This window comes from Pseudomonas salmasensis (assembly GCF_014268375.2).
Classification (GTDB): domain Bacteria; phylum Pseudomonadota; class Gammaproteobacteria; order Pseudomonadales; family Pseudomonadaceae; genus Aquipseudomonas; species Aquipseudomonas salmasensis.
The window spans coordinates 3,921,709-3,944,911 of the sequence record NZ_CP077083.1 but is presented as its reverse complement, the minus strand read 5'-3'; the positions used below and the strand labels follow the sequence as shown (position 1 = coordinate 3,944,911).

At 59.2% G+C, this 23,203-nt stretch carries 19 protein-coding genes, 2 tRNA genes and 1 pseudogene; 14 read left to right on the top strand and 8 right to left on the bottom strand.

What is annotated here, in order from left to right:
• Window positions 1–202 precede the first annotated feature (202 nt).
• Complete coding sequence (locus HU731_RS17700) at window positions 203–1,864, bottom strand: OFA family MFS transporter (RefSeq protein WP_032894033.1); 1,662 nt, start codon at window positions 1,862–1,864, stop codon at window positions 203–205.
• 323 nt (window positions 1,865–2,187) lie between these two features.
• Between HU731_RS17700 and HU731_RS17695 the strand changes: the two genes are divergently transcribed.
• The 4 genes from HU731_RS17695 (at window position 2,188) to HU731_RS17680 (ending at window position 5,916) form a co-directional block, all read left to right on the top strand.
• Window positions 2,188–4,404 (top strand): AsmA family protein, encoded by a 2,217-nt coding sequence (locus tag HU731_RS17695; protein ID WP_186606427.1) that lies wholly within the window; start codon window positions 2,188–2,190, stop codon window positions 4,402–4,404.
• A complete protein-coding gene (mutY, locus tag HU731_RS17690) occupies window positions 4,401–5,468 on the top strand; it encodes an A/G-specific adenine glycosylase (protein WP_186606426.1) in 1,068 nt (355 codons plus the stop codon). The genes HU731_RS17695 and mutY overlap by 4 nt, the downstream gene beginning before the upstream one ends.
• A complete protein-coding gene (locus HU731_RS17685) occupies window positions 5,465–5,737 on the top strand; it encodes an oxidative damage protection protein (protein ID WP_017529562.1) in 273 nt (90 codons plus the stop codon). The genes mutY and HU731_RS17685 overlap by 4 nt, the downstream gene beginning before the upstream one ends.
• A gap of 103 nt (window positions 5,738–5,840) precedes the next feature.
• Window positions 5,841–5,916 (top strand) — tRNA-Phe (locus tag HU731_RS17680).
• Window positions 5,917–6,045: 129 nt separating this feature from the next.
• Here HU731_RS17680 and HU731_RS17675 read toward each other — a convergent pair.
• Genes HU731_RS17675 through HU731_RS17660 form a run of 4 tightly spaced genes read right to left on the bottom strand, consistent with a single transcriptional unit; the run spans window position 6,046 to window position 10,826 of the window.
• Window positions 6,046–7,773, bottom strand: coding sequence for an FAD/NAD(P)-binding protein (locus tag HU731_RS17675; protein WP_186606425.1), 1,728 nt, complete (start codon window positions 7,771–7,773; stop codon window positions 6,046–6,048).
• A 56-nt stretch (window positions 7,774–7,829) separates the two neighbouring features.
• The gene (locus HU731_RS17670; RefSeq protein ID WP_186606424.1) at window positions 7,830–9,491 is read right to left on the bottom strand and encodes an acyl CoA:acetate/3-ketoacid CoA transferase; all 1,662 of its coding nucleotides are present in this window, start codon (window positions 9,489–9,491) and stop codon (window positions 7,830–7,832) included.
• Window positions 9,488–9,871 (bottom strand): cupin domain-containing protein, encoded by a 384-nt coding sequence (locus tag HU731_RS17665; RefSeq protein WP_032894038.1) that lies wholly within the window; start codon window positions 9,869–9,871, stop codon window positions 9,488–9,490. Before HU731_RS17665 ends, HU731_RS17670 begins: the two co-directional genes overlap by 4 nt.
• A gap of 58 nt (window positions 9,872–9,929) precedes the next feature.
• Complete coding sequence (locus tag HU731_RS17660; RefSeq protein ID WP_044270608.1) at window positions 9,930–10,826, bottom strand: DMT family transporter; 897 nt, start codon at window positions 10,824–10,826, stop codon at window positions 9,930–9,932.
• 101 nt (window positions 10,827–10,927) lie between these two features.
• Between HU731_RS17660 and HU731_RS17655 the strand changes: the two genes are divergently transcribed.
• Window positions 10,928–11,866 carry a LysR family transcriptional regulator gene (locus tag HU731_RS17655; protein ID WP_057709557.1) on the top strand — a complete coding sequence of 313 codons (939 nt, stop codon included), beginning with the start codon at window positions 10,928–10,930 and terminating at the stop codon, window positions 11,864–11,866.
• A 163-nt stretch (window positions 11,867–12,029) separates the two neighbouring features.
• Window positions 12,030–12,701, top strand: a complete 672-nt coding sequence (locus tag HU731_RS17650; RefSeq protein WP_186606423.1) for a YajG family lipoprotein — start codon at window positions 12,030–12,032, stop codon at window positions 12,699–12,701.
• Between the two features lie 36 nt (window positions 12,702–12,737).
• On the opposite strand, the gene HU731_RS17645 is transcribed toward HU731_RS17650, so the two are convergent.
• Both HU731_RS17645 and HU731_RS17640 read right to left on the bottom strand, forming a co-directional pair.
• The gene (locus tag HU731_RS17645; RefSeq protein WP_186606422.1) at window positions 12,738–14,345 is read right to left on the bottom strand and encodes an ArnT family glycosyltransferase; all 1,608 of its coding nucleotides are present in this window, start codon (window positions 14,343–14,345) and stop codon (window positions 12,738–12,740) included.
• 87 nt (window positions 14,346–14,432) lie between these two features.
• Window positions 14,433–15,398: an arsenic resistance protein gene (locus HU731_RS17640; RefSeq protein ID WP_186606421.1), complete on the bottom strand. Its 966-nt coding sequence runs from the start codon at window positions 15,396–15,398 to the stop codon at window positions 14,433–14,435.
• A gap of 158 nt (window positions 15,399–15,556) precedes the next feature.
• On the opposite strand from HU731_RS17640, the gene HU731_RS17635 reads away from it, so the two are divergent.
• A complete protein-coding gene (locus tag HU731_RS17635; protein WP_014716505.1) occupies window positions 15,557–15,970 on the top strand; it encodes a hypothetical protein in 414 nt (137 codons plus the stop codon).
• A 116-nt stretch (window positions 15,971–16,086) separates the two neighbouring features.
• Here HU731_RS17635 and gabP read toward each other — a convergent pair whose 3' ends face one another.
• Window positions 16,087–17,478, bottom strand: a complete 1,392-nt coding sequence (gene gabP / locus HU731_RS17630) for a GABA permease (RefSeq protein WP_186606420.1) — start codon at window positions 17,476–17,478, stop codon at window positions 16,087–16,089.
• A gap of 555 nt (window positions 17,479–18,033) precedes the next feature.
• On the opposite strand from gabP, the gene HU731_RS17625 reads away from it, so the two are divergent.
• From HU731_RS17625 to HU731_RS28525, 7 genes and pseudogenes are all read left to right on the top strand, one after another.
• Window positions 18,034–18,807 carry an ABC transporter ATP-binding protein gene (locus HU731_RS17625; RefSeq protein ID WP_003187760.1) on the top strand — a complete coding sequence of 258 codons (774 nt, stop codon included), beginning with the start codon at window positions 18,034–18,036 and terminating at the stop codon, window positions 18,805–18,807.
• Between the two features lie 13 nt (window positions 18,808–18,820).
• A complete protein-coding gene (locus HU731_RS17620; protein WP_047712361.1) occupies window positions 18,821–19,582 on the top strand; it encodes a transporter substrate-binding domain-containing protein in 762 nt (253 codons plus the stop codon).
• A gap of 75 nt (window positions 19,583–19,657) precedes the next feature.
• The gene (locus tag HU731_RS17615; RefSeq protein ID WP_186606419.1) at window positions 19,658–20,353 is read left to right on the top strand and encodes an ABC transporter permease; all 696 of its coding nucleotides are present in this window, start codon (window positions 19,658–19,660) and stop codon (window positions 20,351–20,353) included.
• A gap of 38 nt (window positions 20,354–20,391) precedes the next feature.
• On the top strand, window positions 20,392–21,081 hold the full coding sequence (locus HU731_RS17610; RefSeq protein ID WP_032897644.1) for an ABC transporter permease: 690 nt from the start codon (window positions 20,392–20,394) through the stop codon (window positions 21,079–21,081).
• Window positions 21,062–22,249, top strand: a complete 1,188-nt coding sequence (locus tag HU731_RS17605) for a methyltransferase (RefSeq protein WP_186606418.1) — start codon at window positions 21,062–21,064, stop codon at window positions 22,247–22,249. Before HU731_RS17610 ends, HU731_RS17605 begins: the two co-directional genes overlap by 20 nt.
• Window positions 22,250–22,750: 501 nt before the next feature.
• Window positions 22,751–22,826, top strand: a tRNA-Thr gene (locus HU731_RS17600).
• A gap of 180 nt (window positions 22,827–23,006) precedes the next feature.
• Window positions 23,007–23,157, top strand: a pseudogene (locus HU731_RS28525) (ATP-binding protein); the annotation flags it as partial.
• Window positions 23,158–23,203: the final 46 nt, after the last annotated feature.

Genomic DNA, 23,203 nt, shown 5'->3' with positions numbered 1-23,203 from the left:
CACTGGGAAACCAATATGGGAGGGGGCTTGCCCCAATGCCTGTCAGCTAAGACTCTGTAGGAGCGAGCTTGCTCGCGAAAAACTCACAGGCGCCGCGTTCATTCAGAAACCGCGCTTTATCGTTGACGTTTTTCGCGAGCAAGCTCGCTCCTACAGAGGGTAATGCATTGGGGCAAGCCCCTTCCCACAAGGGTTTGCAGTGTTAGTGGAACAGTACTGCTGTCTTCTGCAGGGTCACCCACACACCCCACGCCAACGGAATACCTACTACCAGCCACGCGGCAATCGCCAGCGGCTTGCTGGCGGCGGAGGCTTTCCACTCCAGCACGGTGGTGGCATCGGCACCTTTGTCATGGCCCAGCGCCTGTTCGGCGGCAAGTTCGGCATCGGTCATGAAGTACTTGTCGGCCACCGGGCGCACCAGCAGGTTGCAGATAAAGCCCAGCACCAGCAGGCCGGCGAGGATGTACAAGGTGATGTCGTAGGCCGCGGCGCGTTCAACGCCGATGCTCAACTGGTATTCACGCAGGTAGTTCACCAGCACCGGGCCCAACACGCCCGCAGCAGCCCAGGCGGTCAACAGGCGACCGTGGATCGCGCCAACCATCTGAGTACCGAACAGGTCGGCCAGGTAGGCCGGAACCGTGGCAAAACCACCGCCGTACATCGACAGGATGATGCAGAAGGCCGCCACGAACAGCGCCACGTTACCCAGGTGCCCCAGGTTCGGGATCAGCGCATACAGGGCAAAGCCCAGGGCGAAGAACACGAAGTAGGTATTTTTACGCCCCAGGTAGTCAGAGAACGACGCCCAGAAGAACCGGCCACCGATGTTGAACAAGCTCAACAGACCGGTAAAGCCAGCGGCGATGGCCGCAATGGACGCCAACTGGCCCGCATCCAATTGACCAAATGGCACATCGACACCCAGCAACTTGCCGCCGAACACTTCCTGCAGCAGTGGCGAAGCCATGCCGAGGATGCCGATACCGGCCGACACGTTCAGGCACAGCACCAGCCAGACCAGGCGGAACTGTGGGGTTTTCCACGCAACATTCACATGCACATGGCGGTGAGTGATCATCGCATTGCTGGCTTTCTTCGCTGGCGCGGTCCAGCCCTCAGGCTTCCAGCCGGTCGGCGGAACGCGGTACAGCAGTGCGCCACCGATCATGAACACGAAGTAAATCGCCGCCATCACCACAAAGCTCTGCCATACACCGACGCTGGTCGGCGAAGAGAAATGGCCCATGAGTGCTGCGGCCAAAGGTGCACCCACCATCGCGCCGCCGCCAAAGCCCATGATCGCCATGCCGGTGGCCATGCCACGCTTGTCCGGGAACCACTTGATCAAGGTCGAAACGGGCGAGATATAGCCCAGGCCCAGGCCAATACCGCCAATGACCCCGGAGCCGATCCACATCAGCCAGATCTGGTGGGTATAGATACCCAGGGCCGAGATCAGCAGGCCACCACACCAGCACAGCGCCGAGACAACCCCGGCCTTACGCGGCCCGGCGTGTTCCAGCCAGCCACCCCAGATCGCTGCGGAGCAGCCAAGGAAGATGAAGAACAGGGTGTAGATCCAGCCCAGCATGGAGATGGGCCAGTCGCATTGGGACGAGAAGACTTGAGCGATAAAGCCCATGTCCGGTGCGCAAGCCACTGGCGCGGTGATCCCCAGCGCCTTGGACAACGGCAGCCAGAACACCGAGAAGCCGTAGGCCATGCCGATGCACAAGTGGATGGCCAGGGCGGCCGGTGGAACCAGCCAGCGGTTGAAGCCCGGCTTGGCGATGATGCGCTCCTTGGACAGGAACGCAGGCTGTGCGGCGTCAGTGCCGGCCACAGTGCTAGTGCTCATTGGTGTTTCCCCCAGTTATTGGTATGCGTCCGTCAGGCGCTCTCTCCCTCGGCCTTGCACAAAGCGTGGCCGTTTTGTTGAGTGAAACTTCCTTTTAGGCGCGACCTTAAGTCGCAGAAGGCGGACGAACGTGCAGAGATTAGCACCAGTGGATGTGAGAAAAATCAGATTGCCACTACCTTTTTGGATTATCTGTATTTTCTTGACGTCAAAATCCTATTTCAGCGCCCATGGATACAATGTAACGATCCGTGAACTGACGCGGGCCGTCGGGCGTTATACTCTGCGGCTAAATTTTGAAATCGACATACAAGGACTCGCCCATGAAAGCGTTCGGCAAAATCCTGGGTCTGGTACTTCTCGGGCTGTTGCTGATCATTGTGGCGCTCGGCTTTGCCCTGACCCACCTTTTCGATCCCAACGACTACAAAGAAGAAATTCGCCAGATAGCCCGCGACAAGGCCCACATCGAGCTGACGCTCAATGGCGATATCGGCTGGAGCCTGTTCCCCTGGCTGGGCCTGGAGCTTCACGAAGCCAGCGTCGCGACCCTGACCGCACCGACTCAACCCTTTGCCGACTTGCAGATGCTCGGCCTGTCGGTACGCGTACTGCCGCTGCTGCGCCGCGAAGTGCAGATGAGCGATGTGCGGGTCGAGGGCCTGAACCTGCGCCTGCACCGCGACAAGCAGGGCCATGGCAACTGGGAAGACATCGGCAAGAACCTGCCCGACGAAACCGCCGGTGCCCCCGCCCCCACCCCTGTCGAACCTGTGGCTGAAACCAAGCCGGAAAAACCGCCGCAGCCGATCCGCCTGGACATCGACAGCCTGACCATCAACAACGCGCGCGTCGAATACACCGATGAACAGACCGGCAAGCAATTGAGTGCCGAAAGCATCCAGCTGAGTGCCGGTGCCATCCACGAAGGCGCCAGCATCCCGCTGAAACTCACGGCCTTCCTGGGCAGCAACCAGCCGCTGATGCGGGTCAAGACCGAGCTGAACGGCAACTTGCGCATCCAGCGCGCGCTCAAGCGTTACCAGTTCGAAGACATGCGTTTGAGTGGCGAGGCCACCGGCGAGCCGTTGCAAGGCAAGACGGTGAGCTTCTCCACCCAGGGCCAATTGCTGGTGGACCTGGCGGCCAACGTCGCCGAATGGACCAACCTGAAACTGGCGGCCAACCAGTTGCGCGCCTTGGGCGAACTGAAGGCCAATGACCTGGACAAGACCCCGCAGATCAGCGGCGCGCTGTCGGTCGCCCAGTTTGACCTGGCCAAGTTTCTGGAGAGCGTCGGCCACCCATTGCCTGCGATGGCCCCGGGCAGCCTGAGCAAGGTCGAGCTGGTGAGCCGCCTCAAGGGCACGCCCACCAGTGTGGCCCTGGAAAACCTGAACCTCAAACTCGATGCAAGCACCTTCAGCGGCCGTGTCGCTGTCGAGGACTTCGCCAAGCAGTCACTGCGGGTACAGCTCAAGGCCGATACCTTCAATGCCGACAACTACTTGCCGGCCAAATCCGAAGCGGCCAAAGGCGCAACCGCCGCACGCCAAGCCGAAGTACAGAGCAGCGAAGCTGGCGCCATGGCGGCAGGCGGCAACACGCCATTGCCGGAGGCGCCGACCAAAGGTGCCTGGAGCAACGATAAACTGCTGCCGGTAACGCGCCTGCGCAGCCTGGACGTAAATGCAGACCTGGCCTTTGGCGAGCTGACCCTGAGCCAACTGCCCATTCAGAACGCGGTGCTCAAAGCTTCCGGCATCGACGGGCAACTCAAGCTCGACACTCTCAGCGGTGGTCTCTACAACGGCACGTTCCAGGCCAACGGCACACTCGACGTACGCCAGGACACGCCCGTGCTGGCCCTGCAAAGCCACATCAAGCAGGTGCCTGTTGAACGCATCCTGCAGGCCCAAGGGAAAACCCCGCCGGTCAAAGGCCAGCTCACCCTCGACAGCAACCTCAGCGGCCGCGGCAACAGCCAGAAAGCCCTGATCGACAGCCTCAACGGTACCGCCAGCCTCGTGATCAACAACGGCGTGTTGCTCAATGCCAACATCGAGCAGCAACTGTGTACCGGCATCGCCCTGCTCAACCGCAAGACCCTGAGCACCACCCCAGGCGGCAAGGACACGCCCTTCCAGGAACTGCGCGGCAACCTCACGTTCCGTAACGGCGTGGCCAGCAACCCCGACCTGAAAGTGCGCATCCCCGGCCTGACGCTCAACGGCAACGGTGATGTGGATTTGCGCGTACTGGGCATGGACTACCGCGTGGGCATCATCGTCGAAGGCGACAAGCGCGACGTGCCGGACCCGGCCTGCCAGGTCGGCGCCAACTTCCAGGGCATTGAGGTGCCGCTGCGCTGCCGTGGCCCGCTTGAGCTGGGCGCCAAGGCCTGCCGCCTGGACAAGGACGGCCTGGGCCAGGTCGCCCTCAAGGCGGCCGGCAATCGCCTTAACGAGAAGCTGGAAGAGAAGCTCGACAAGGTTAACCCCAAGCTCAAAGACGCATTGAAAGGCCTGTTCAACCGATGAGAAACGAGCAGTTTTCACAAGCGGTGCTGGACTGGTACGACCGCCATGGCCGCCACGACCTGCCCTGGCAACAGGGCATCACCCCTTACCGGGTGTGGGTGTCGGAGATCATGTTGCAACAGACCCAGGTCAGCACCGTGCTCAACTACTTCGACCGCTTCATGGCCTCCCTGCCGACGGTCGAAGCCCTGGCCGCCGCGCCGGAAGATGAAGTGCTGCACCTGTGGACGGGCCTGGGCTACTACACCCGGGCGCGCAACCTGCAGAAGACCGCGAAGATCGTGGTGGCCGAATACGGCGGCGAATTCCCCCGCGACGTGGAAAAGCTCACCGAGTTGCCTGGCATCGGCCTGTCCACCGCTGGCGCGATTGCCAGCCTGAGCATGGGCCTGCGCGCACCGATCCTCGACGGCAACGTCAAACGCGTGCTGGCGCGCTTTACCGCCCAAGAGGGCTACCCGGGCGAGCCCAAGGTGGCCAAGCAGCTGTGGGCCACCGCAGAGCGCTTCACGCCCTTTGATCGCGTCAACGCCTACACCCAGGCCATGATGGACATGGGCGCCACCCTGTGCACCCGCAGCAAACCCAGCTGCCTGTTGTGCCCGCTGGAAAAAGGCTGCGAAGCGCACATGCTGGGCCTGGAAACCCGCTACCCGATCCCCAAGCCGCGCAAGACCATTCCGCAAAAGCGCACGCTGATGCCCATGCTGGCGAACGCCGAAGGCGCGATCCTGCTTTACCGTCGCCCTTCTACGGGCTTGTGGGGCGGCTTGTGGAGCTTGCCGGAGCTGGACGACCTGCAAGACCTGGATCACCTCGCCAACCAGCACGCACTCTCGCTGGGCAAGCATCAGGAACTGCCAGGGCTGGTCCACACCTTCAGCCACTTCCAGCTGGCCATCGAACCCTGGCTGGTCCAGGTCGAGGAAACCGCCCACCACGTGGCCGAGGCCGACTGGCTCTGGTATAACCTCGCCACCCCGCCGCGCCTGGGCCTTGCCGCCCCGGTGAAAAAACTGCTGAAGCGCGCGGCCGACGTATTGAACGCAGGAGTTTCGTCATGACCCGCACCGTTATGTGCCGCAAGTACAAAGAAGAACTGCCAGCCCTGGAACGCCCTCCGTACCCAGGTGCCAAGGGCCAGGACATCTACGACCACGTCTCCGCCAAAGCCTGGGGCGACTGGTTGAAACACCAGACCCTGCTGATCAACGAAAAGCGCCTGAACATGATGAATGCCGAAGACCGTAAATACCTGGCCGGCGAAATGGACAAGTTCTTTTCCGGCGAGGAATACGCCCAGGCCGAAGGCTACGTCCCACCTGCTCAATAATTGATCAAAAACCGGGGTCTGCACGTAAGCGACGGTAATAATTAAATATTTTTTGAAAACTTGCTTGACGACCCCCTGAAAAACCCGTTTAATGCGCCCCGTTGCCCAGATAGCTCAGTCGGTAGAGCAGGGGATTGAAAATCCCCGTGTCGGCGGTTCGATTCCGTCTCTGGGCACCAAAATACCGAAAAACCCCAAGGAACAATGTTCCTTGGGGTTTTTTATTGCCTGCGATTTAACCGGCTTCAGGTCCCGGAGCCGAAACGATCTGCGCGGGCCTGATTTAAATGGCCAGGCTCAAAGCGCCCTCAGACCAGCTGAGTCGTCGGCGACGCCAGTTCCCCTCGCACGGGTACCCCAAGCACGCTTGCGTTCCCCTGAGCAGCCTTCAGGCCGTAGCGTCTATTCTGCCGGGTGCTCGCCGAAGCAGAAGCCGTACGACCTCTTCGAGTGACAGAGCGACGACGAGGCGCTCGCGCCGAAGGCAACGCCGCGTGAGAGATGCTGCCTGACAATACGCTGAGCGCATCTTCAACCTGACGCCGCGCCAACCTGACGTTGACGTCCATCGCATTCGTCCAGAAATACGTGCCAGCGGCCAGGCTGCCCAGTACCGAGACATGCGGCCAGGCCTCACCGGCTGCACCCACCAACCTTCCGGTCTCGAAGTCCAACTCAAAGCCGCCGAACTCATTGGGCCTGGCCAACTTGCGACGGAGCAGATTCACCACGAGCGGCACGTCAGACTGTTCCACCTGAACGGAGTAACCGGTGGCGTTGATGACATACTCACTCTCGATGACGGTACGAAATGCACTGCGACGGTCGTCAATGCGCGTCTCAAAGACCTTTGAAGCCTCGTTGTAAGTGACTTGCCTGACGCCGCCGAGCACCAGTATGCGGTCAGCCTTGAGCAACGCCTGCAACTTATGGGCATTTTTGACCGGCACCGAGACGCGGTAAGACGACCAGAGACTGCCGAATGTCGTCTGGAATACCTGCTTGTCGTCGCGGGACAGACGGTGCCAGACGTAGTCGATAATGGAGTTGGTCGAGTAAATGACCGACTGCCACAGGCGCTCGGCATTGTCTGCCTGCATGATCTCGGACGTTATGTAGTCCAACACACCGGCGCCTGAATTCATGATGCGCTTTAAATCCACGGCGTCACCGGTAACCTCCTCGATCTCACGCAGTAACATCGTAAAGACGTCATGCAGCTTGAGCTGACCACCATTTGCATCACAGAAGTTATCGATGTGGGCCCGGGTCAGATGAGTCAGTGTATGAGGCCGATTAAAGGTGCCGCGCACACTGGGCAGGCGGCCGGTGCGCGATGCCATGACAATTTTTCCCTGGTGCCCGGCTTCCGTCAGTGAGAGCACAGTGTCAATGGCCGACAGGCCGGTGCCTAGCACACACACCGACGCGTTGGCCGGTATGTTGCGCACCATGTCCCGGGTTGGGTATGGGGTGCGCACGAAGCCAGCCACGTCATTGAGCTGAGTAAACCGCGTGGATGGCAGGTTTCCCATGCTGAGGACAACCCGATCCGCCACGTAGGCCACGCCGCTCTCGGTATCAATGCAAGGGCGCTGGTCAGACAGCGATATCAGGTCTGTGACCGTTGAAGTCACTGCCGTGACTTTAATGCCATGGGCGCGGGCCAAGGCCATCGTCTGCTCATACTGATGCGCCAGGTATCTGCCGAACAGGCTGCGCGGCAGGAAGGCGTGATCGTCGATGACGGTTTGCGGAAAATCGACCGCCTGATCTGCGCCATGCTCTTCCAGCCAGCGAATAAAATGCCGCTTGTCGCCTGCCACCGCAGACATGGCGTCGGCTCGCGTATTGAGCAAGTTGCACTCGAAGTCGGCTTGATACGCATAACCGGGCCCAGACGTTTTCTGTGACTCAAAGATCAGCACATCCAAATGACGGCTAAGTCCCTGACGAACAGCTTCATTAATGAGTTGCGTAAAATACGCGACGCCGACAGAACCACCGCCCACTATGGCAATTGTTATTTTTTTCATGGTGTTTTCCAAAACGCGTAGTGCGAAGAATGAAGAGCCATCAATGAAATGATGAGTTAGTCACGCGAACGCCAGTACTTGTCCGTGACAGAGAGCGGCTGATGGAGAAAAATCGACGCGGGCATCAACTCCACGTGGTCAGCCACAATGATATCGGCCGTACTGCGAGCCAGAATATCGCGCTCGATGTCGATACCCGGCGCAACTTCCTTGAGTATCAAGCGGCCGTCTTTCAATACCAGCACAGCCCGTTCGGTGATGAACAGAATCGGGCAGTTGCGTGATTGCGCATGGGCGGCATTGAAGCTCATGTGCTCAACGGCTTGAATAAACTTGGTGATATCCCCTTCACGCTCAATGATTAATTGTCCGGCTTCAAACCCCAGTTCCAAACTACCGGCCGTGAAAGTTCCGCAAAACACCACGCGCTTGGCGCTTTGCGAAATGTTGATAAAACCACCGACGCCGTTGAGCCGCCCGCCGAATCGACTGATGTTGACGTTGCCACGGCTGTCGGCCTGCCCAAACCCGAGGAAGGCCAGATCGATTCCGCCACCGTCATAGAAGTCGAACTGGCTGGCTTGATCGAGAATCGCTTGAGGGTTGCTCGAAGCGCCGAATGACAACCCGCGCGCAGGCGTCCCGCCGATAACCCCTGACTCGACAGTAAGCACATGGGCGGAGCAGCGCTCCTCGCTCGCCACCCTTGCAATGAACTCTGGGGTGCCAATACCCAGGTTAACGATCGGCGCGTTGTACCGGGCTATTTCATACAGGGCTCGGCGCGCGACGATTTTTTTGGCGCACAGCGGTAACGGCGTGACGGCGGTATCAGAGCGTGAACGCCCGGTATAGGTGTTGTTTCTGACCTCACCGTAGGTTTGCCAATGCGTTTCTGGTGTGGATAAAACCAGATAATCCACAAAGATCCCCGGAATACGGATGGTCTGAGGATCAAGCGAGTTGCGGTCGACCAATTCCATCACTTGCACGATGACGATACCGCCGCAATTGTGAACGGCCTGCGCCTGGGCGAGGCTGTCCTGGAAGGTGGCTTCGTCCTCCATGCTGATATTGCCGTCGACATCTGCTCGGCTTCCGCGCAGAAAGGCGACATTGATGGGCATTGCCGGGTAGAAAAGCTCTTCACGGCCCCCGATATTTACCACTGAGATCAGCTCTTCAGTCGTAGCCGGGCCGACTTTGCCCCCCTCCTGCCTGGGGTCGATGAAGGTGTGCAAACCGATCCCTGAGAGCACCCCACTTTTGCCCCCGGCGATTGAGCGAAACAGGTGGCTTATTACGCCCTGAGGCCAGTTGTGCGCTTGGATTTCACCACGCAGTGCCATCTGGCCTATCGACGGTGCAAGCGCCCAGTAGCCTCCGATCACCTTTTTCAGCAGGCCTTTGACAGCCAGTTGATTAAGCCCACGGCTGGCCTTGTCACCCTGGCCGGCCGCAAAAACCAGGGTCAGGTCTGATGGCTGTGCGGTAGCGGCAAAGCGCGCCGCCAGCGCTTCGGTGAGCAAGTCTGGGTGCCCGCAACTGCCAAACCCCCCAGTGGTAATCGTGCAATTATCGGGTACCAGGGCGGCCGCCTGGCTGGCGGTGATGACGCGCTTTGGCTCCCTTACGTAATCACTGCCGAACGAGGCCGCTGCGAGCGCCGCTCCCGGGGCCGCCTGGACGTTGAAGCCGCTATTGAGGGCGCCCATCATGCCTGCGCCTGCGCCAGGGAAACGGTCTGCACGGGCTTTTCCCACACCACCAGGAAGGTGCAGCCTTCATCGCTCCACAGCGCATGCTCACTGTCAGGCGGGCAGACTTCAAGCGTGCCTGCCGGGTGTGCACCGGCATCGTTATGCAGCACGCCATCGAGCACGAAAATCAGTTCGTAGCCAGGATGAAGGTGGCGCTGGGTACGGGCACCCGGCTGATAACGTACCAGGGCCGCTGATGGGCCATCCACTTCCGGGCCTTGGTACAAATGCACGATGTCGGTCTTGGTTCGGCCATTGGCGGTATAAGGCACCCACGGCAAGGCTTCTTTGCTGCGTACTGCGTTGAGTACATCTTTAAGGATTTGTCCGGTATGCATGATACTTCCTTGTTCGCTGGATAAAGAGGCGTTAGATAGGGGTGGTTGAACGCTGAGTTCATTTCTTGACATGGGTGCACGCATAAACAGCCAGTGCGGTAATCGCAAAACCCACTGCGTTAATTGCACTGAACGATTCACCAAGAAATACAAAGCCCATTAAGGCTGTGACTGCGGGAATAAGATGGAACAGCCCTGCTACTTTGCTCGCCTCGCCTTTGCGCATGAGAATGTAGAGGATGCTGATAGCGCCAATGGAGTTGACCAGTGACAACCAGCCGGACGCGAAGATCATCGTTGGGGTCCACTGAACCGCGAGGTTTTCAAAGTGGTCGGCGAGAAAGAACATCACGAAAGAGGCCGTGGCCAACTGAATAAAACCGCCCGTGCGCAAGTCCATGCCGGTGCAGTATTTCTTCTGATACAGGCTGCCGGCCGTGATGCCAACCAGTGCCAGTACTACGCACAAGTAACCTGTCAGGCTCGCCGTTGCACTTACACCCAGCTGTTCATAGACCACCAGGGCGACACCGAACAATCCGCCCACCAAGCCGAGCCACTCGACACGACTGACTTTTTCGTTAAGAAACCGGGTGGCGCCCAACGCGGTAAACACCGGCATCGTGCCGACAATCAGCGCGGCCACAGCAGCCGACACGCCCAGATCCAGCCCCATGTACAGGCCAGCAAACTGAAGCGCCTGGATCAAGATGCCCACCACCACCAGATGGCCGAACTGAGCGCGGGTTTTCGGCCACGGTGCTTTAGTCGCAAGCGCCACGCCCAGCAGGATCAGCGCAGCACTGGCAAAGCGAATGAAGATCAGGGTGTAGGGCCCCACAAAGGGGAGTGCCACTTTGCCAACGACATAACCGGAACTCCACATGACGATGAAGAGCAAAGGCAGTAGAGTGGCGGGCAGGGCAATATTGAAACTTCTGGTCAGGGCTTTCATGAATCCTCCAAGGTTTAACCGCTAGAGAATTCAAAGTATTTAACCCACCCGCTGCGCACAATACGGCCAAAAAGAACAAGCCTGTGTCCTCTGGAGAAACAATGGAATCTTTCTCGGATAATATTTCGGATGTCTTTGTTTTCGTTAAAGTTGTCGAACTGAAAAGTTTCTCCAAAGCGGCCCGTTTCTTCGGTTCGACCACCTCAACCGTCAGCAAACAAATGCGCAGGCTTGAGGAAACGCTCGGGGCCAAGTTGTTAAACCGCACCACGCGAAGCCTGGCACTCACAGAAGCGGGAGAACTTGCCTATCAGCACGGTGTTCGGATTACCGAGGAAACCGGCGCATTACTCAACTCAGTCGAAAGCTTGCAATCGGCGCCCCGAGGCCACTTGCGGGTCACCACATCGGTTGCCTTTGGCAATCTCCACTTGAGCAACCTGGTTGGGCAATTCCTCAACGCCTACCCCGATATCAGCGTCACGCTCTCTTTGAGCGACCGCTATGTGGATATTGTCGAAGAGGGGTTCGATATTGCGATACGTCTGACCAGTACGCCCGTTGACAGTTTTATAGCGCGACGCTTAGCCAAACTCGACTACGTGTTATGTGCAACACCCGGTTATTTAAGCAGCCACTCCCCCATCGCCACCCTCGGTGATTTGGCCGCACATAATTGCTTGATCAATGGTCTGGCGCGGGAAGCATCCTGGCGTTTTATTCGCGACGGCGAAGTGACCGAAGTACGCGTATCAGGGCGTTTCTGTGTCAACAGCAGTGAGTCGGTGAGGCAGGCCGTGATGGAAGGTGTAGGCATAGGCTTGCTGCCCACGTTCTCCATCGCCGAGGATCTGCGCAAGGGCAGCCTCAGCGTGATTTTGCCCAAGTACATTGCAGAGGGCACTTTCGGCGACAGCATTCACGCGATTTTCTTGCCGAGCAAGTTTGCCGTGCCCAAGTTGCGGGTCTTTGTGGACTTCCTGATTGAGAAATTCGAAGACGGTGGTGGATGGTTGCCAGCCCCGCAGAAGGCTGAATAACCACGGGTGCCATGACGACCACGACCGCTGCCCTGTATCCTTAGTGGCTTAGTGCCTGCGATTGGCAGAGGAAAGCCATCAGGCTTTTATCCTCCGTGCTGGTTATTTTTCTCTGGGTTCAATCGTTCAGCCTTTACCCAATTCTCAGTTGTAAGGTTTTTTCATGACCCGCTTCTTGCTTTGCACCCTATTAATACTGACCGCCCTGCTCAGTGGGTGTGCCACGCAGTTGGACGTAGCAATCAACGCAACGCCTGATCCCGATTATCAGTTTGACCGCCAGGCAACCGTGCTGGTGACCTCCACGGGCGGCAGCGATGAAAACTCGCTCAATGCCCGCTACTACTTGCGCGACATGGTCCGCGCCATGCAGGACCAGGGCTTTCGCAATGTCTTTACCGATACCACGCTGCCCAAGAACCACGCACCGATCAAAATGACCGTCACCCTGGATGTCGACAGCAAGCAGGTGACGTATCGCTACACCGCTACCGAATACGGGCAAGTGGCAAAAAGCACCACCACCCAATGCAAGAAGAACAAGAAAAAGACCGACCAACTGACCTGCACCAGCACCCCAAACACCTCCTACGGCCCGGTAGGGACCTCGGAGCGCACCGGCTACACCACGCTCACTACCTTCCGGGTCACCGCTCGTGATGAAGTGAGCAGGCGTGCGGTCTACCTGCTACGGGCGTCGTCCTATAACGACGACTGCCAAGCCGCCAAGGTCGAAGCCTTCCTGGTACAGCAGGGTTTGCAGAACCTGAATTTCCAGGACCGCGTGCAGCGCAATTACACGGTCACGATGCCTGAAAGCTTCCGTTGCAAGTAATCATCTGCTCGGCAGGCCCTTCGCTAAAGGGCCTCCTTACTTGAGCAAAAACACCATCAACGGGTTGTCATTCAAGCGCCCCTGATAGCTCGGAGCCAAGTGCTCCACCGGCGAGCCCTTCAACAGCGCAGTCTCCTTGCGCGACACAATCACCCAGGAGGGCCGGGGCAGCGCCGCCAGCTTTTCAAGCTCGTGACGCCCGACAAACAGCGGCTGTTCATCGTGGTCCAGGTTCATCATGTAGCGCACCGCCCAGGTATCCCGTGCCAGGTCGACAAACACCAAAGGGCCCGGCTGCGCCTCACGCAACGCCTCCACCTGGCTGACAAACCGCCGAGTATCGAATTGCAGGTCCTTGACCGGCTCTATCACCGTTACCAGCAACAGCCATTGCGCCGCCAGGGCGATCAGACTGAGCCACACCAACCGCCATGCTCGCCGCCAGGCCATCAACGCCGCGACTTGCAGCACCACCAACGCGCCGATCATCAACGGCAAGGAAATCTCCGGCCAGTGGCCCTGCTTGTGCCAGGCATATCGACACACAAACACCACAACCACACACAACGCCGGCAGCGCCGCGACCAGCCATTCATAGCCACGGCGCACGCTCACCAGCCAGCCTTGCGCATGCAGCAGCCCGTAGGCAGCGACCGCCGCGAACATCGGCACCATCGGCAAAATGTAATAAGCGCGCTTGAAGTGCGGGACCGACAGGCCCAGCAGTATGATCAAGCCGCAGCCCCCAAAGCGCACCAGCAATTGCAGGTGCTCATTGGCCCAGCGTTCGGGCCAGCGATGGCGCAACGCAAACAGGGTCGCAAACGCCAGCGGTACCACCGGGAAGTAGCGGTACAAGCTCAGTTGGAAGTAAAAGTAAAACGGCTCACCCGACTCATCCAGACGCCCCCCGACTTGCATCTTGAACACTTCATCGGCAAAGGCATCGCCACCACTGAACCGCGCAAGCTTCATCAGTAGCCACCAGCACGCGGCGAGCAACACCAAGCCGACAACGCCGTGGATCAGCACCTGCCGGACACGCTCCCCCGGCTTGCCCAGCGCCCAATACACACACACCACCGCGCAGACCTCAATCAACCCCAGCGGCCCACGTATCGCAAACCCAAGGACGAACAACGGGAACACCGCCAGTTGCCTCAGCCGTGACCCGAGGCGCTCGCCGGTGTGCAGCAGGTAGAAACTGCCCACGCATAACAACGCGACCATCTGGTCCAGGCACACCGAGCGCGACTTTTCGAGTAACTGGGCGGTGAGCAGTGTGAGCAGCACCGTCAGCAGTGACCAGGCACGGCTGTAGGGAGCCAGCAGGCGGTACATCAGCGCGACCACTCCCGCCGACGCGAGCGCCGTGGGAAGCACATTCGCCAAGTGGTTCGGCGCATCAAACAAGCGAGCGAATAGATAACTGAAGAAGGTCGCGGTGCCTGGATAATCCGCATAGGGCTGGCTGTAGGTGGTGGGGAAAAGGCTCGCACCATGGCGATACATTTCCTGCATGAACAGCGCCCAACGGCCGTCAAAACCCTGGGGCTGCTGATCCCAGATGCCTACTGTGAACAACAACAGAGCGACCAGGAAAATACCCAGTGACTCCAGGCGAAAACGGTTGCGGTGATCCATCGGGTGACCTGTCAGGTGGGAAGCGCTGGCGTATGGTGCCGAACGCGCCCCTGAATGGCGCCTGAACAGACCAGAACATTCACGCGGTTACCGACTGTTGGGCCACACCACTGCCGGGATCAGGCGAACGTAGAGCAATTGGGCAACCAACTCGATCAGGGTCTGCAGGATCACCACCGTTGCGGCCAAGCCGCGCACATCCTCCGGCAGCGCCAGCGCTAACGGCAGAACCACCAGCGAGTTCCGGGTCGACGCACTGAACGTCACCGCCCGCGCCGTCAACGCTGGCAGTGCGAACAGCCGCGCAGCCACAATGCCCATCAACGGCGCCAGCAACACAAAGGCCACGTAGACCGGAATGACTGGCAGTAACAAATTGATATCCCGCACCACTGCCGTGATGTGCGAAGCCAGCACTACAAACAACACCAACGCCATCGCCGGCACCGGCATCCACGCCCAGGCACTGTTCCAACGTCCAATTGCGTTCGAACGCCGCGCAAGCGCGCTGGTCACAACCGCCAGAAGCATCGGCACCACAATCAACCCCACGAACGCCTCGACAAAAGGCCCTGCAGCCACCACCACGGAGGATTGCTCGCCCAACATCAGCCCCAGGTACACCGGCAACAACAGCAGTTGCAGCAACAGCAGCAGCGGTGTTGCCGCCAGCATCGACCGCGAATCGCCCTTGCCGATATGGGTAAACACCACCACGTAGTCGATGCAGGGCGTCAGCAACACCAGCAGAGCGCCCACCAGTAACGCCGGGCGCTCCACCAGGCCACGGGTCAACCCCCACACCAGCAAAGGCACCAGGATGAAATTGGCCAGCAGCAAGGCCGCCATGAAGCGCTTGTTGCCCACGCCTTGGCGCAGCTCAAGAAAGGGGATTTGCAAAAACATCGCGTACATCAGCACGGCGATGGCAGGTGTCACCCAAAGGCTGAGGCCATGCGCCAACAAGGGCCAGAGCAGGCCGAACGTGACGGCCACAAAGACGGCAACGAAGTAGATCGGGACCTGATGGTGTTCCAGGGTGTCACGGGTCATGGGCGAGCTCTGGTGGGTCAATAGACTGTCAGCCTAAGTACCCGCGCAGATAAGGTCGAGCATTACAGCAATCACTGCCGCCCCGGAAACCCTTGGGATTTAACCCAACCTGCGCTTCAATACACCCTCTAGACCCAGACCCCAAGGACGTCGAGCCCATGGCCTCGCCAAACAAGCAGCAAAAACGCGCCCACCGGGCAAAAGCCAAGGCCAAGCAAAACCGTACCCAGCGCGCCGTGGCACACAAGCCGGATGCCTTCGCGGGCGACGACAGCCGCATCGACCTTGAGTCGGTGGATTTGACTGAACTGTTCGTCGAAATGCGTACCGCCGGCGAGATCAGCCAGCAGGCGCTGTGTGCGGTGTTCCTGGCGCACCCGTTGCTGGCGTTGGTACTGGAGCAGGAAGGCGAAGAGGAAGCGACCGACTTTATCCTGGCGGCGCTAATTGAATATCGGCAGTGGGCGACGGACAGCGATGATGAAGCCGCCGCATTGGCGTGGATCGAGTCACCGCAGTTCCAGGCCGATTACGTGGCGGCGTCCCAGGCGCTGGCCAACGCCCCGGACTGACACAAAACAAAAATGTAGGAGCGAGCTTGCTCGCGAAAAACTCACAGGCGCCGTGTTCATTCAGAAGGCCCGCGTTATCGTTGACGTTTTTCGCGAGCAAGCTCGCTCCTACATAGTCAGTTAAGCGCCGCAGCCTCGACTCTTTGGGCTTTGCGACGGCTCGCCACCACCAACCCCGCCAATACCACCAGCAAGCTCAACACCCCCGTCGCGATGATCTCGACACGGTGCGCTTCCTGGAACAGCATGATGGTCAAGGTACCGACGATAAACACCATCACCGCGTACGTCAGGCCAGGGAACAGCCACATCTTGAAGACGATCTTCTCGCCCGCCGCCATACGCTTCTGGCGCATGCGCAGTTGCGACACGGCAATCACCAGGTACACCAGCAACGCGATGGCGCCAGAGCTGGCCAGCAGGAATTCGAACACCGCCGCCGGGGCGACGTAGTTGGCGAATACCGCCAGGAACGCAGCACAGGTAGACAGCAACACCGCCCAGTAAGGCGTGCCGCTCTTGTTGGTACGCTTGGCCACGGCCGGTGCGTCACCGCGACGGCCCAGGGAAAACAGCATGCGCGACGCGGTGTACAGCGCCGAGTTGAGGCAGCTGGTTACGGCAACCAGCACCACCAGGTCGACAATCAGCTTGGCGTTCGGAATGCCCATGCGCTCCAGCACGGTCTGGTAGGAACCTACGGCAGCCAGGGTCGGATCGTTCCACGGCACCAGGGACACCACGATGAAGATCGACAACAGGTAGAACAAACCAATCCGCCAGATCACCGAATTGGTGGCCTTGGTGATTTGCTGGCCCGGGTTCTTCGATTCGGCGGCGGCGATGGTGACAATCTCGGTGCCCATGAACGAGAACATAGTGGTCAGGATCGCTGCCAATACCGCGCCCATGCCGTTGGGCATGAAACCTTGGGTATCGAACAGGTGCGAAACACCGCTGACCTGGCTGGTGGGCAAAAAGCCGAAGATCGCGGCCAGGCCGAGGATCACAAAGCCGACGATGGCCACGACCTTGATCAATGCAAACCAGAACTCGAATTCACCGTAGTTTTTCACGCTGAACAGGTTGGTTGCGGTGAGCAACAAGGTAATCACCAGGGTGAACACCCAGATGGCCACGTCGGGGAACCAAGCGTGCAGGATGGTCGCCGCCGCATTGGCTTCCAGCGGAATCACCAGCACCCAGAACCACCAGTAGAGCCAGCCAATGGTGAACCCGGCCCAGTGACCAATAGCCCGGTCGGCATAGGTAGAGAACGAACCGGTATCCGGTGACGCAACGGCCATCTCGGCCAGCATGCGCATCACCAAGACCACCAGCGTACCGGCGGCCGCATAGGCCAACAGTACAGCCGGGCCGGCAGCAGCGATCGCATGGCCGGAGCCGACAAACAAACCGGCGCCGATGACACCGGCAATCGACAGCATGGTGACGTGACGCGGTTTGAGCCCCTGTTCGAGGTCATTGGAGCTTTGCGTACTACTCATTGACACACCTTTGCGAGGAATTGCGAAAACGGTTCGCCCGGCTTGCAGCCTTTCTCGTGAAAAGAATCCAACAGGGCGTTCTTTATTTTTTACGCAAGATTTGCGCCAAAATATTTCAAAGCGCAGTGGGCGGGGGGCTGTAGGACAATTCGCCATCTATCGCAAGTCATTGAGAACAATGGCATTCCGCTATAGCGTTACCGTGCGACTCACATTCACGGCGTACCAGCGCACCAAAAACACACACAAAAAGTACGTGACGCCCCATAAGCGGGCTGATATGGACCGTTTGCCCGGTTAACCCTTCCAACACCCGGCCAAAGCTGGCACCATCGCGCCCTTTTTTACGCGAAGCCTGTGGATCTTTCCGGGTCAAACGTCTGTAGGTTGTTGATGGCGCGACACACTGCTGCGCCGATGCGACACCCTGCCGCAGACCACCGGTTAACCGTCCGCAGCGCTGTTGGCTGTCATCCAAACGCTATGCTAGCTTGGCGCCTCGCCAGGAAGGCGGCCCAACAGCGAAGATCGCAACGAACACAATGAGGACCGCACATGGCCCAGGCCACGCCCGCGCTTGAAATCCGCAACTTGCATAAACGCTATGGTGAGCTTGAGGTACTCAAAGGTATCTCGCTGACCGCTCGCGACGGCGATGTGATCTCGATCCTGGGTTCCTCCGGTTCCGGCAAGTCCACCTTCCTGCGCTGCATCAACCTGCTGGAAAACCCGCACCAGGGCCAGATCCTGGTGGCCGGCGAAGAACTCAAGCTCAAGGCCGCGAAAAACGGCGAACTGATGGCCGCCGACGGCAAGCAGATCAACCGCCTGCGCAGCGAAATCGGGTTTGTGTTTCAAAACTTTAACCTGTGGCCGCACATGAGCATCCTCGACAACATCATCGAGGCCCCTCGGCGCGTACTCGGCCAGAGCAAGGCCGAAGCCATAGAAGTGGCTGAGGCCCTGCTGGCCAAGGTCGGTATCGCCGACAAGCGCCACGCCTACCCTGCCCAGCTCTCTGGCGGCCAACAACAACGTGCGGCGATTGCGCGTACCTTGGCGATGCAGCCTAAAGTCATTCTGTTCGACGAGCCGACTTCGGCGCTTGACCCGGAAATGGTCCAGGAAGTACTTAATGTGATCCGCGCACTGGCCGAAGAAGGCCGCACCATGCTGCTGGTCACCCACGAAATGGGCTTTGCCCGTCAGGTGTCCAGCGAAGTGGTGTTTTTGCACCAGGGCCTGGTCGAGGAGCAAGGATCGCCACAGCAGGTGTTTGAAAACCCGCTTTCGGCGCGCTGCAAACAATTCATGTCCAGCAACCGCTAACGGAGCAACATGCATGCAGAACTATAAAAAATTCCTTCTGGCCGCGGCCGTCTCGATGGCGTTCAGCGCCACGGCCATGGCAGAAACCTTGAAGATGGGGATCGAAGCGGCCTACCCGCCGTTCAACAATAAAGACGCCAGCGGCAACGTTGTCGGCTTCGACAAAGACATCGGCGACGCCCTGTGCGCCAAGATGAAAGTCGAGAAGTGCGAAGTGTATGTGTCCGACTGGGACGGCATCATCCCGGCCCTGAACGCCAAGAAATTCGACTTCCTGGTGTCTTCGCTGTCGATCACCGACGAGCGCAAGCAGGCGGTGGACTTCACCGACCCGTACTACTCCAACAAGCTGCAGTTCATTGCGCCCAAGACCACCGACTTCAAGACCGATAAAGCTTATCTCGGCGGCAAGACCATCGGTGCCCAACGCGCAACCCTGGCCGGTACCTGGCTGGACGACCGCAATATGGAAGACGACTACAACGTCAAGATCACCCTGTACGACACCCAGGAAAACGCCTACCTCGACCTGACCTCCGGCCGTGTCGATGGCATCCTGGCGGATAAGTACGTGCAGTATGAGTGGCTCAAAAGCGAAGCCGGCTCCAAATATGAATTCAAAGGTGAGCCTGTTGTAGAAAGCGACAAGATCGGTATCGCCGTACGCAAAGGCGACCCACTGCGCGAGCGCCTGAACAAAGCCCTGGCAGAGATCAAGGCAGACGGCACCTACAAGAAGATCAACGACAAGTACTTCCCGTTCAGCATCGAATGATCTGAACGGCCTGCCCGGCGCGCTCCTGATGAGCGCGCTGGCTTTTAGCAATGCCTGCCGCGATATGAAAACACCATGAATTTCGATCTCTACGGATTCGGCCCGGCCCTTGCCGCCGGCGCGCTGATGACCGTCAAACTGGCGCTCACGGCCCTGTGCCTGGGGCTGGTGCTCGGCCTTGCCGGCGCCTTGGCCAAAACTTCGCCGTACAAACCACTGCAATGGCTGGGCGGTGCGTATTCGACCATCGTTCGCGGTATTCCCGAGCTGCTGTGGGTGCTGCTGATTTACTTCGGCACCGTCAACCTGATGCGTGCCCTCGGTGAGTTCTTCGGCAACCCCGACCTGTCGCTGAGTGCCTTCGCCGCCGGCGTCATCGCCCTGGGCCTGTGCTTCGGCGCCTACGCCACCGAAGTATTCCGCGGCGCGATCCTCGCCATTCCCAAGGGCCACCGCGAAGCCGGTGTGGCGTTGGGGCTGTCGAAGTTTCGGATTTTCACCCGGTTGATCATGCCGCAGATGTGGCGCATCGCCCTGCCGGGCCTGGGCAACCTGTTCATGATCCTGATGAAAGACACCGCGCTGGTGTCGGTGATCGGCCTGGAAGAAATCATGCGCCACGCGCAGATCGGCGTGACCGTCACCAAGCAGCCCTTCACCTTCTTCATGGTCGCGGCATTGATGTACCTGGGCCTGACCGTACTGGCGATGACCAGCATGCACTTCCTGGAAAAACGCGCCGCCCGCGGCTTTGCAAGGAGCACCCAATGAGCGGCGACTACAGCTGGTTATCGCACTTTGACCTGGGCCTGAACTGGGCCGTGATCATCAAGTGGCTGCCGAAGTTGGCCCAGGGCGCAACCCTGACCCTGGAGCTGGTGGCAATCGCCGTGATCGCTGGCCTGCTGCTGGCCATCCCACTGGGCATCGCCCGCTCTTCGCGCCGCTGGTACGTGAGCGCCCTGCCCTATGCCTACATTTTCTTCTTCCGTGGCACACCGCTGCTGGTGCAGTTGTTCTTGGTGTATTACGGCCTCGCGCAGTTCGATGCGGTGCGCAACAGCTTCATGTGGCCGTACCTGCGCGACCCGTTCTGGTGCGCCACCGCCACCATGACCCTGCACACCGCCGCCTACATTGCCGAGATCCTGCGCGGCGCGATCCAGGCCATCCCACCGGGTGAAATCGAAGCGGCGCGCGCCCTGGGCATGTCCAAGCCCAAGACGCTGTTCTACATCATCCTGCCCCGTGCCTCGCGCATCGGCCTCCCGGCCTACAGCAACGAAGTGATCCTGATGCTCAAGGCCAGCGCCCTGGCCAGTACCGTGACCCTGCTGGAACTGACCGGCATGGCGCGGACCATCATTGCCCGCACCTACCTGCCGGTCGAGATCTTCTTCGCCGCCGGGCTGTTCTACCTGCTGATGGCCTACGTGCTGGTGCGCGGCTTCAAACTGCTGGAAAAATGGCTGCGCGTCGATGCGTGCCAAGGACGTTGAGGCACGCTTCCAGGCGCTGGATGCATTCCTGACTGAACACCAAGGGCTGTGGCGACCACGGCCCTTTACCCATTTTCAGTTGCCCTGGGAAACCGAGCATCCTGCGTTATCCCAATGGCTGCGCAAGCGTTCGCTGGCCGAAGCTGAAGCCAGTCACAACCAACCTCACCACCTGCCCGCGCCCGCACCTTTTCCACAGCTGGCCGCTCGCGCGCTGCGCCTCGGTACTGTGGATAAGTTGCCCACGCACAGCCTTGAGCCCGCTCGCCATCGCCTGAATGTCGACGTGCCCGGGCGCAAATGGCAACAGATCGAAGCCTTCGGCGCCGCGCTGACCTTTACCCAAACGCCTGCCCACTGGCTGGACTGGTGTGCCGGCAAAGGCCACCTCGGCCGTCGCCTGCTGCAACCCGGCCAACGGCTGACCTGCCTGGAATACGACCCCACCCTGATCGCCTCCGGCCAAGCCTTGAGTGATCGCCACAGCCTGCCCGCAACCCATCACCTCCAAGACGTGATGGCGGATGTCGCGATCCAGCCTGAACACACCCCCGTCGCCCTGCATGCCTGCGGCGATCTGCATGTGCGCCTGCTGCAACTGGCCAGCGCCGCCGGCTGCAAACAACTGGCCCTGGCGCCCTGCTGCTACAACCGCATCACCGCCGGCAGCTATCAGGCCCTCTCCACCGCCGGGCGCGCCTCCCTGCTACAACTGTCGATTGATGACCTGGGCCTGCCCCTGAGCGAAACCGTCACCGCCGGCAACCGCGTACGCCAACAACGAGACACCTCCATGGCCCGACGCCTGGGCTTTGACCAACTGCAACGCCACCTGCGTGGCTGCGACGACTACCTGCCAACACCCTCCCTGCCCGCCAGTTGGCTGGATAAACCCTTTGCCGACTATTGCCAGGAACTGGCAAGTCTCAAAGGCTTATCCACAGGCGAACAGGATTGGGCGGCCCTGGAAGCCCACGGCTGGCAGCGCCTGGCCGAAGTGCGCAACCTTGAGCTAGTGAGAGGCCTGTTTCGACGCCCATTGGAACTGTGGTTGGTATTGGACCGGGCACTGTTCATGGTCGAACAAGGCTACAACGTCGAGGTCGGCAGCTTCTGCGAACCATCGTTGACCCCGCGCAACCTGATGGTGCTGGCCGAGCGCGAATAAAGGGCAAAAAATCCTACAAGCGCCCTGTGGATAACTCTGTTGATGAATAGTTTAAAGAGGCCGTAGATATAGGCACTTCACGCCAAAAGCCAACCTGGTCATTTTTTGTTCACAAAATAAAGTGCACACAAAACAGGCAGTTGCAGCGTGTTGAGAACTGCTGCACAAAATGGCTGTTTCGTGACAGCGGTTACCAACTGATTGTGCATAAGCATCTGGCGCTAGGCGCATAACGGGCACTTTTGCGGGCTGTTTTGGCGTGTTCGGCAGCTGGTAAAGCTCGTTGGGCATCAGGTTACGAGGGGGGTCTGTCCAAGGGATGATTGAACCTGTCGGTCTCGTCTGCTGCGTGGAGCTGGGCCCCAACTTTGCGCGTCCTTTTCAACCTGTGAAGACAGGGGGAAAACGCCCTAATCGCGAGAAACCTCCGACTTTGCAAAAATAGTCAGAATTCAGGGGTTTACAGAACCTTTCCAATCGCTATAATCGTCGCCCTAACACGCCGGTATAGCTCAGTTGGTAGAGCAACTGACTTGTAATCAGTAGGTCCCGGGTTCGACTCCTGGTGCCGGCACCATATAAGACGAAGCCCCTGCAGAAATGCAGGGGCTTTGTTGTTTCTGCGACATTAATATTCTCCCCGCGCGCGGCCACCATGACGCCCTCCTTCAGCAACCGAATCTGCAGATTTCGGTGCAACAGGCCCACTTGAAGAGCTTTATACTAATTATGGGCTGGCAATAAAAAGGGTAATTGCATTAGCAGCGTATCTCAGCGCCCTGAATTAGCTGAGTCGATGGCAAACAAGCTTTTGAACCCCGATGTGCTTAATGAAAACTTACGCTCAGGCCTTTTTGTCTGGTCTGCGCCGCATGGGTAAAACAACATTTCTGAGAGGCGACCTGGTCTATATTTCATTGATGGGACTGGGAGTTGTAGCTTGAGGCTACAGGC

Bases quoted from the DNA above. Each gene is read 5' to 3' on its own strand.
- HU731_RS17700 (WP_032894033.1), bottom strand. From the start codon at position 1,864: ATGAGCACTAGCACTGTGGCCGGCACTGACGCCGCACAGCCTGCGTTC.
- HU731_RS17695 (WP_186606427.1), top strand. From the start codon at position 2,188: ATGAAAGCGTTCGGCAAAATCCTGGGTCTGGTACTTCTCGGGCTGTTG.
- mutY (WP_186606426.1), top strand. From the start codon at position 4,401: ATGAGAAACGAGCAGTTTTCACAAGCGGTGCTGGACTGGTACGACCGC.
- HU731_RS17685 (WP_017529562.1), top strand. From the start codon at position 5,465: ATGACCCGCACCGTTATGTGCCGCAAGTACAAAGAAGAACTGCCAGCC.
- HU731_RS17675 (WP_186606425.1), bottom strand. From the start codon at position 7,773: ATGAAAAAAATAACAATTGCCATAGTGGGCGGTGGTTCTGTCGGCGTC.
- HU731_RS17670 (WP_186606424.1), bottom strand. From the start codon at position 9,491: ATGATGGGCGCCCTCAATAGCGGCTTCAACGTCCAGGCGGCCCCGGGA.
- HU731_RS17665 (WP_032894038.1), bottom strand. From the start codon at position 9,871: ATGCATACCGGACAAATCCTTAAAGATGTACTCAACGCAGTACGCAGC.
- HU731_RS17660 (WP_044270608.1), bottom strand. From the start codon at position 10,826: ATGAAAGCCCTGACCAGAAGTTTCAATATTGCCCTGCCCGCCACTCTA.
- HU731_RS17655 (WP_057709557.1), top strand. From the start codon at position 10,928: ATGGAATCTTTCTCGGATAATATTTCGGATGTCTTTGTTTTCGTTAAA.
- HU731_RS17650 (WP_186606423.1), top strand. From the start codon at position 12,030: ATGACCCGCTTCTTGCTTTGCACCCTATTAATACTGACCGCCCTGCTC.
- HU731_RS17645 (WP_186606422.1), bottom strand. From the start codon at position 14,345: ATGGATCACCGCAACCGTTTTCGCCTGGAGTCACTGGGTATTTTCCTG.
- HU731_RS17640 (WP_186606421.1), bottom strand. From the start codon at position 15,398: ATGACCCGTGACACCCTGGAACACCATCAGGTCCCGATCTACTTCGTT.
- HU731_RS17635 (WP_014716505.1), top strand. From the start codon at position 15,557: ATGGCCTCGCCAAACAAGCAGCAAAAACGCGCCCACCGGGCAAAAGCC.
- gabP (WP_186606420.1), bottom strand. From the start codon at position 17,478: ATGAGTAGTACGCAAAGCTCCAATGACCTCGAACAGGGGCTCAAACCG.
- HU731_RS17625 (WP_003187760.1), top strand. From the start codon at position 18,034: ATGGCCCAGGCCACGCCCGCGCTTGAAATCCGCAACTTGCATAAACGC.
- HU731_RS17620 (WP_047712361.1), top strand. From the start codon at position 18,821: ATGCAGAACTATAAAAAATTCCTTCTGGCCGCGGCCGTCTCGATGGCG.
- HU731_RS17615 (WP_186606419.1), top strand. From the start codon at position 19,658: ATGAATTTCGATCTCTACGGATTCGGCCCGGCCCTTGCCGCCGGCGCG.
- HU731_RS17605 (WP_186606418.1), top strand. From the start codon at position 21,062: ATGCGTGCCAAGGACGTTGAGGCACGCTTCCAGGCGCTGGATGCATTC.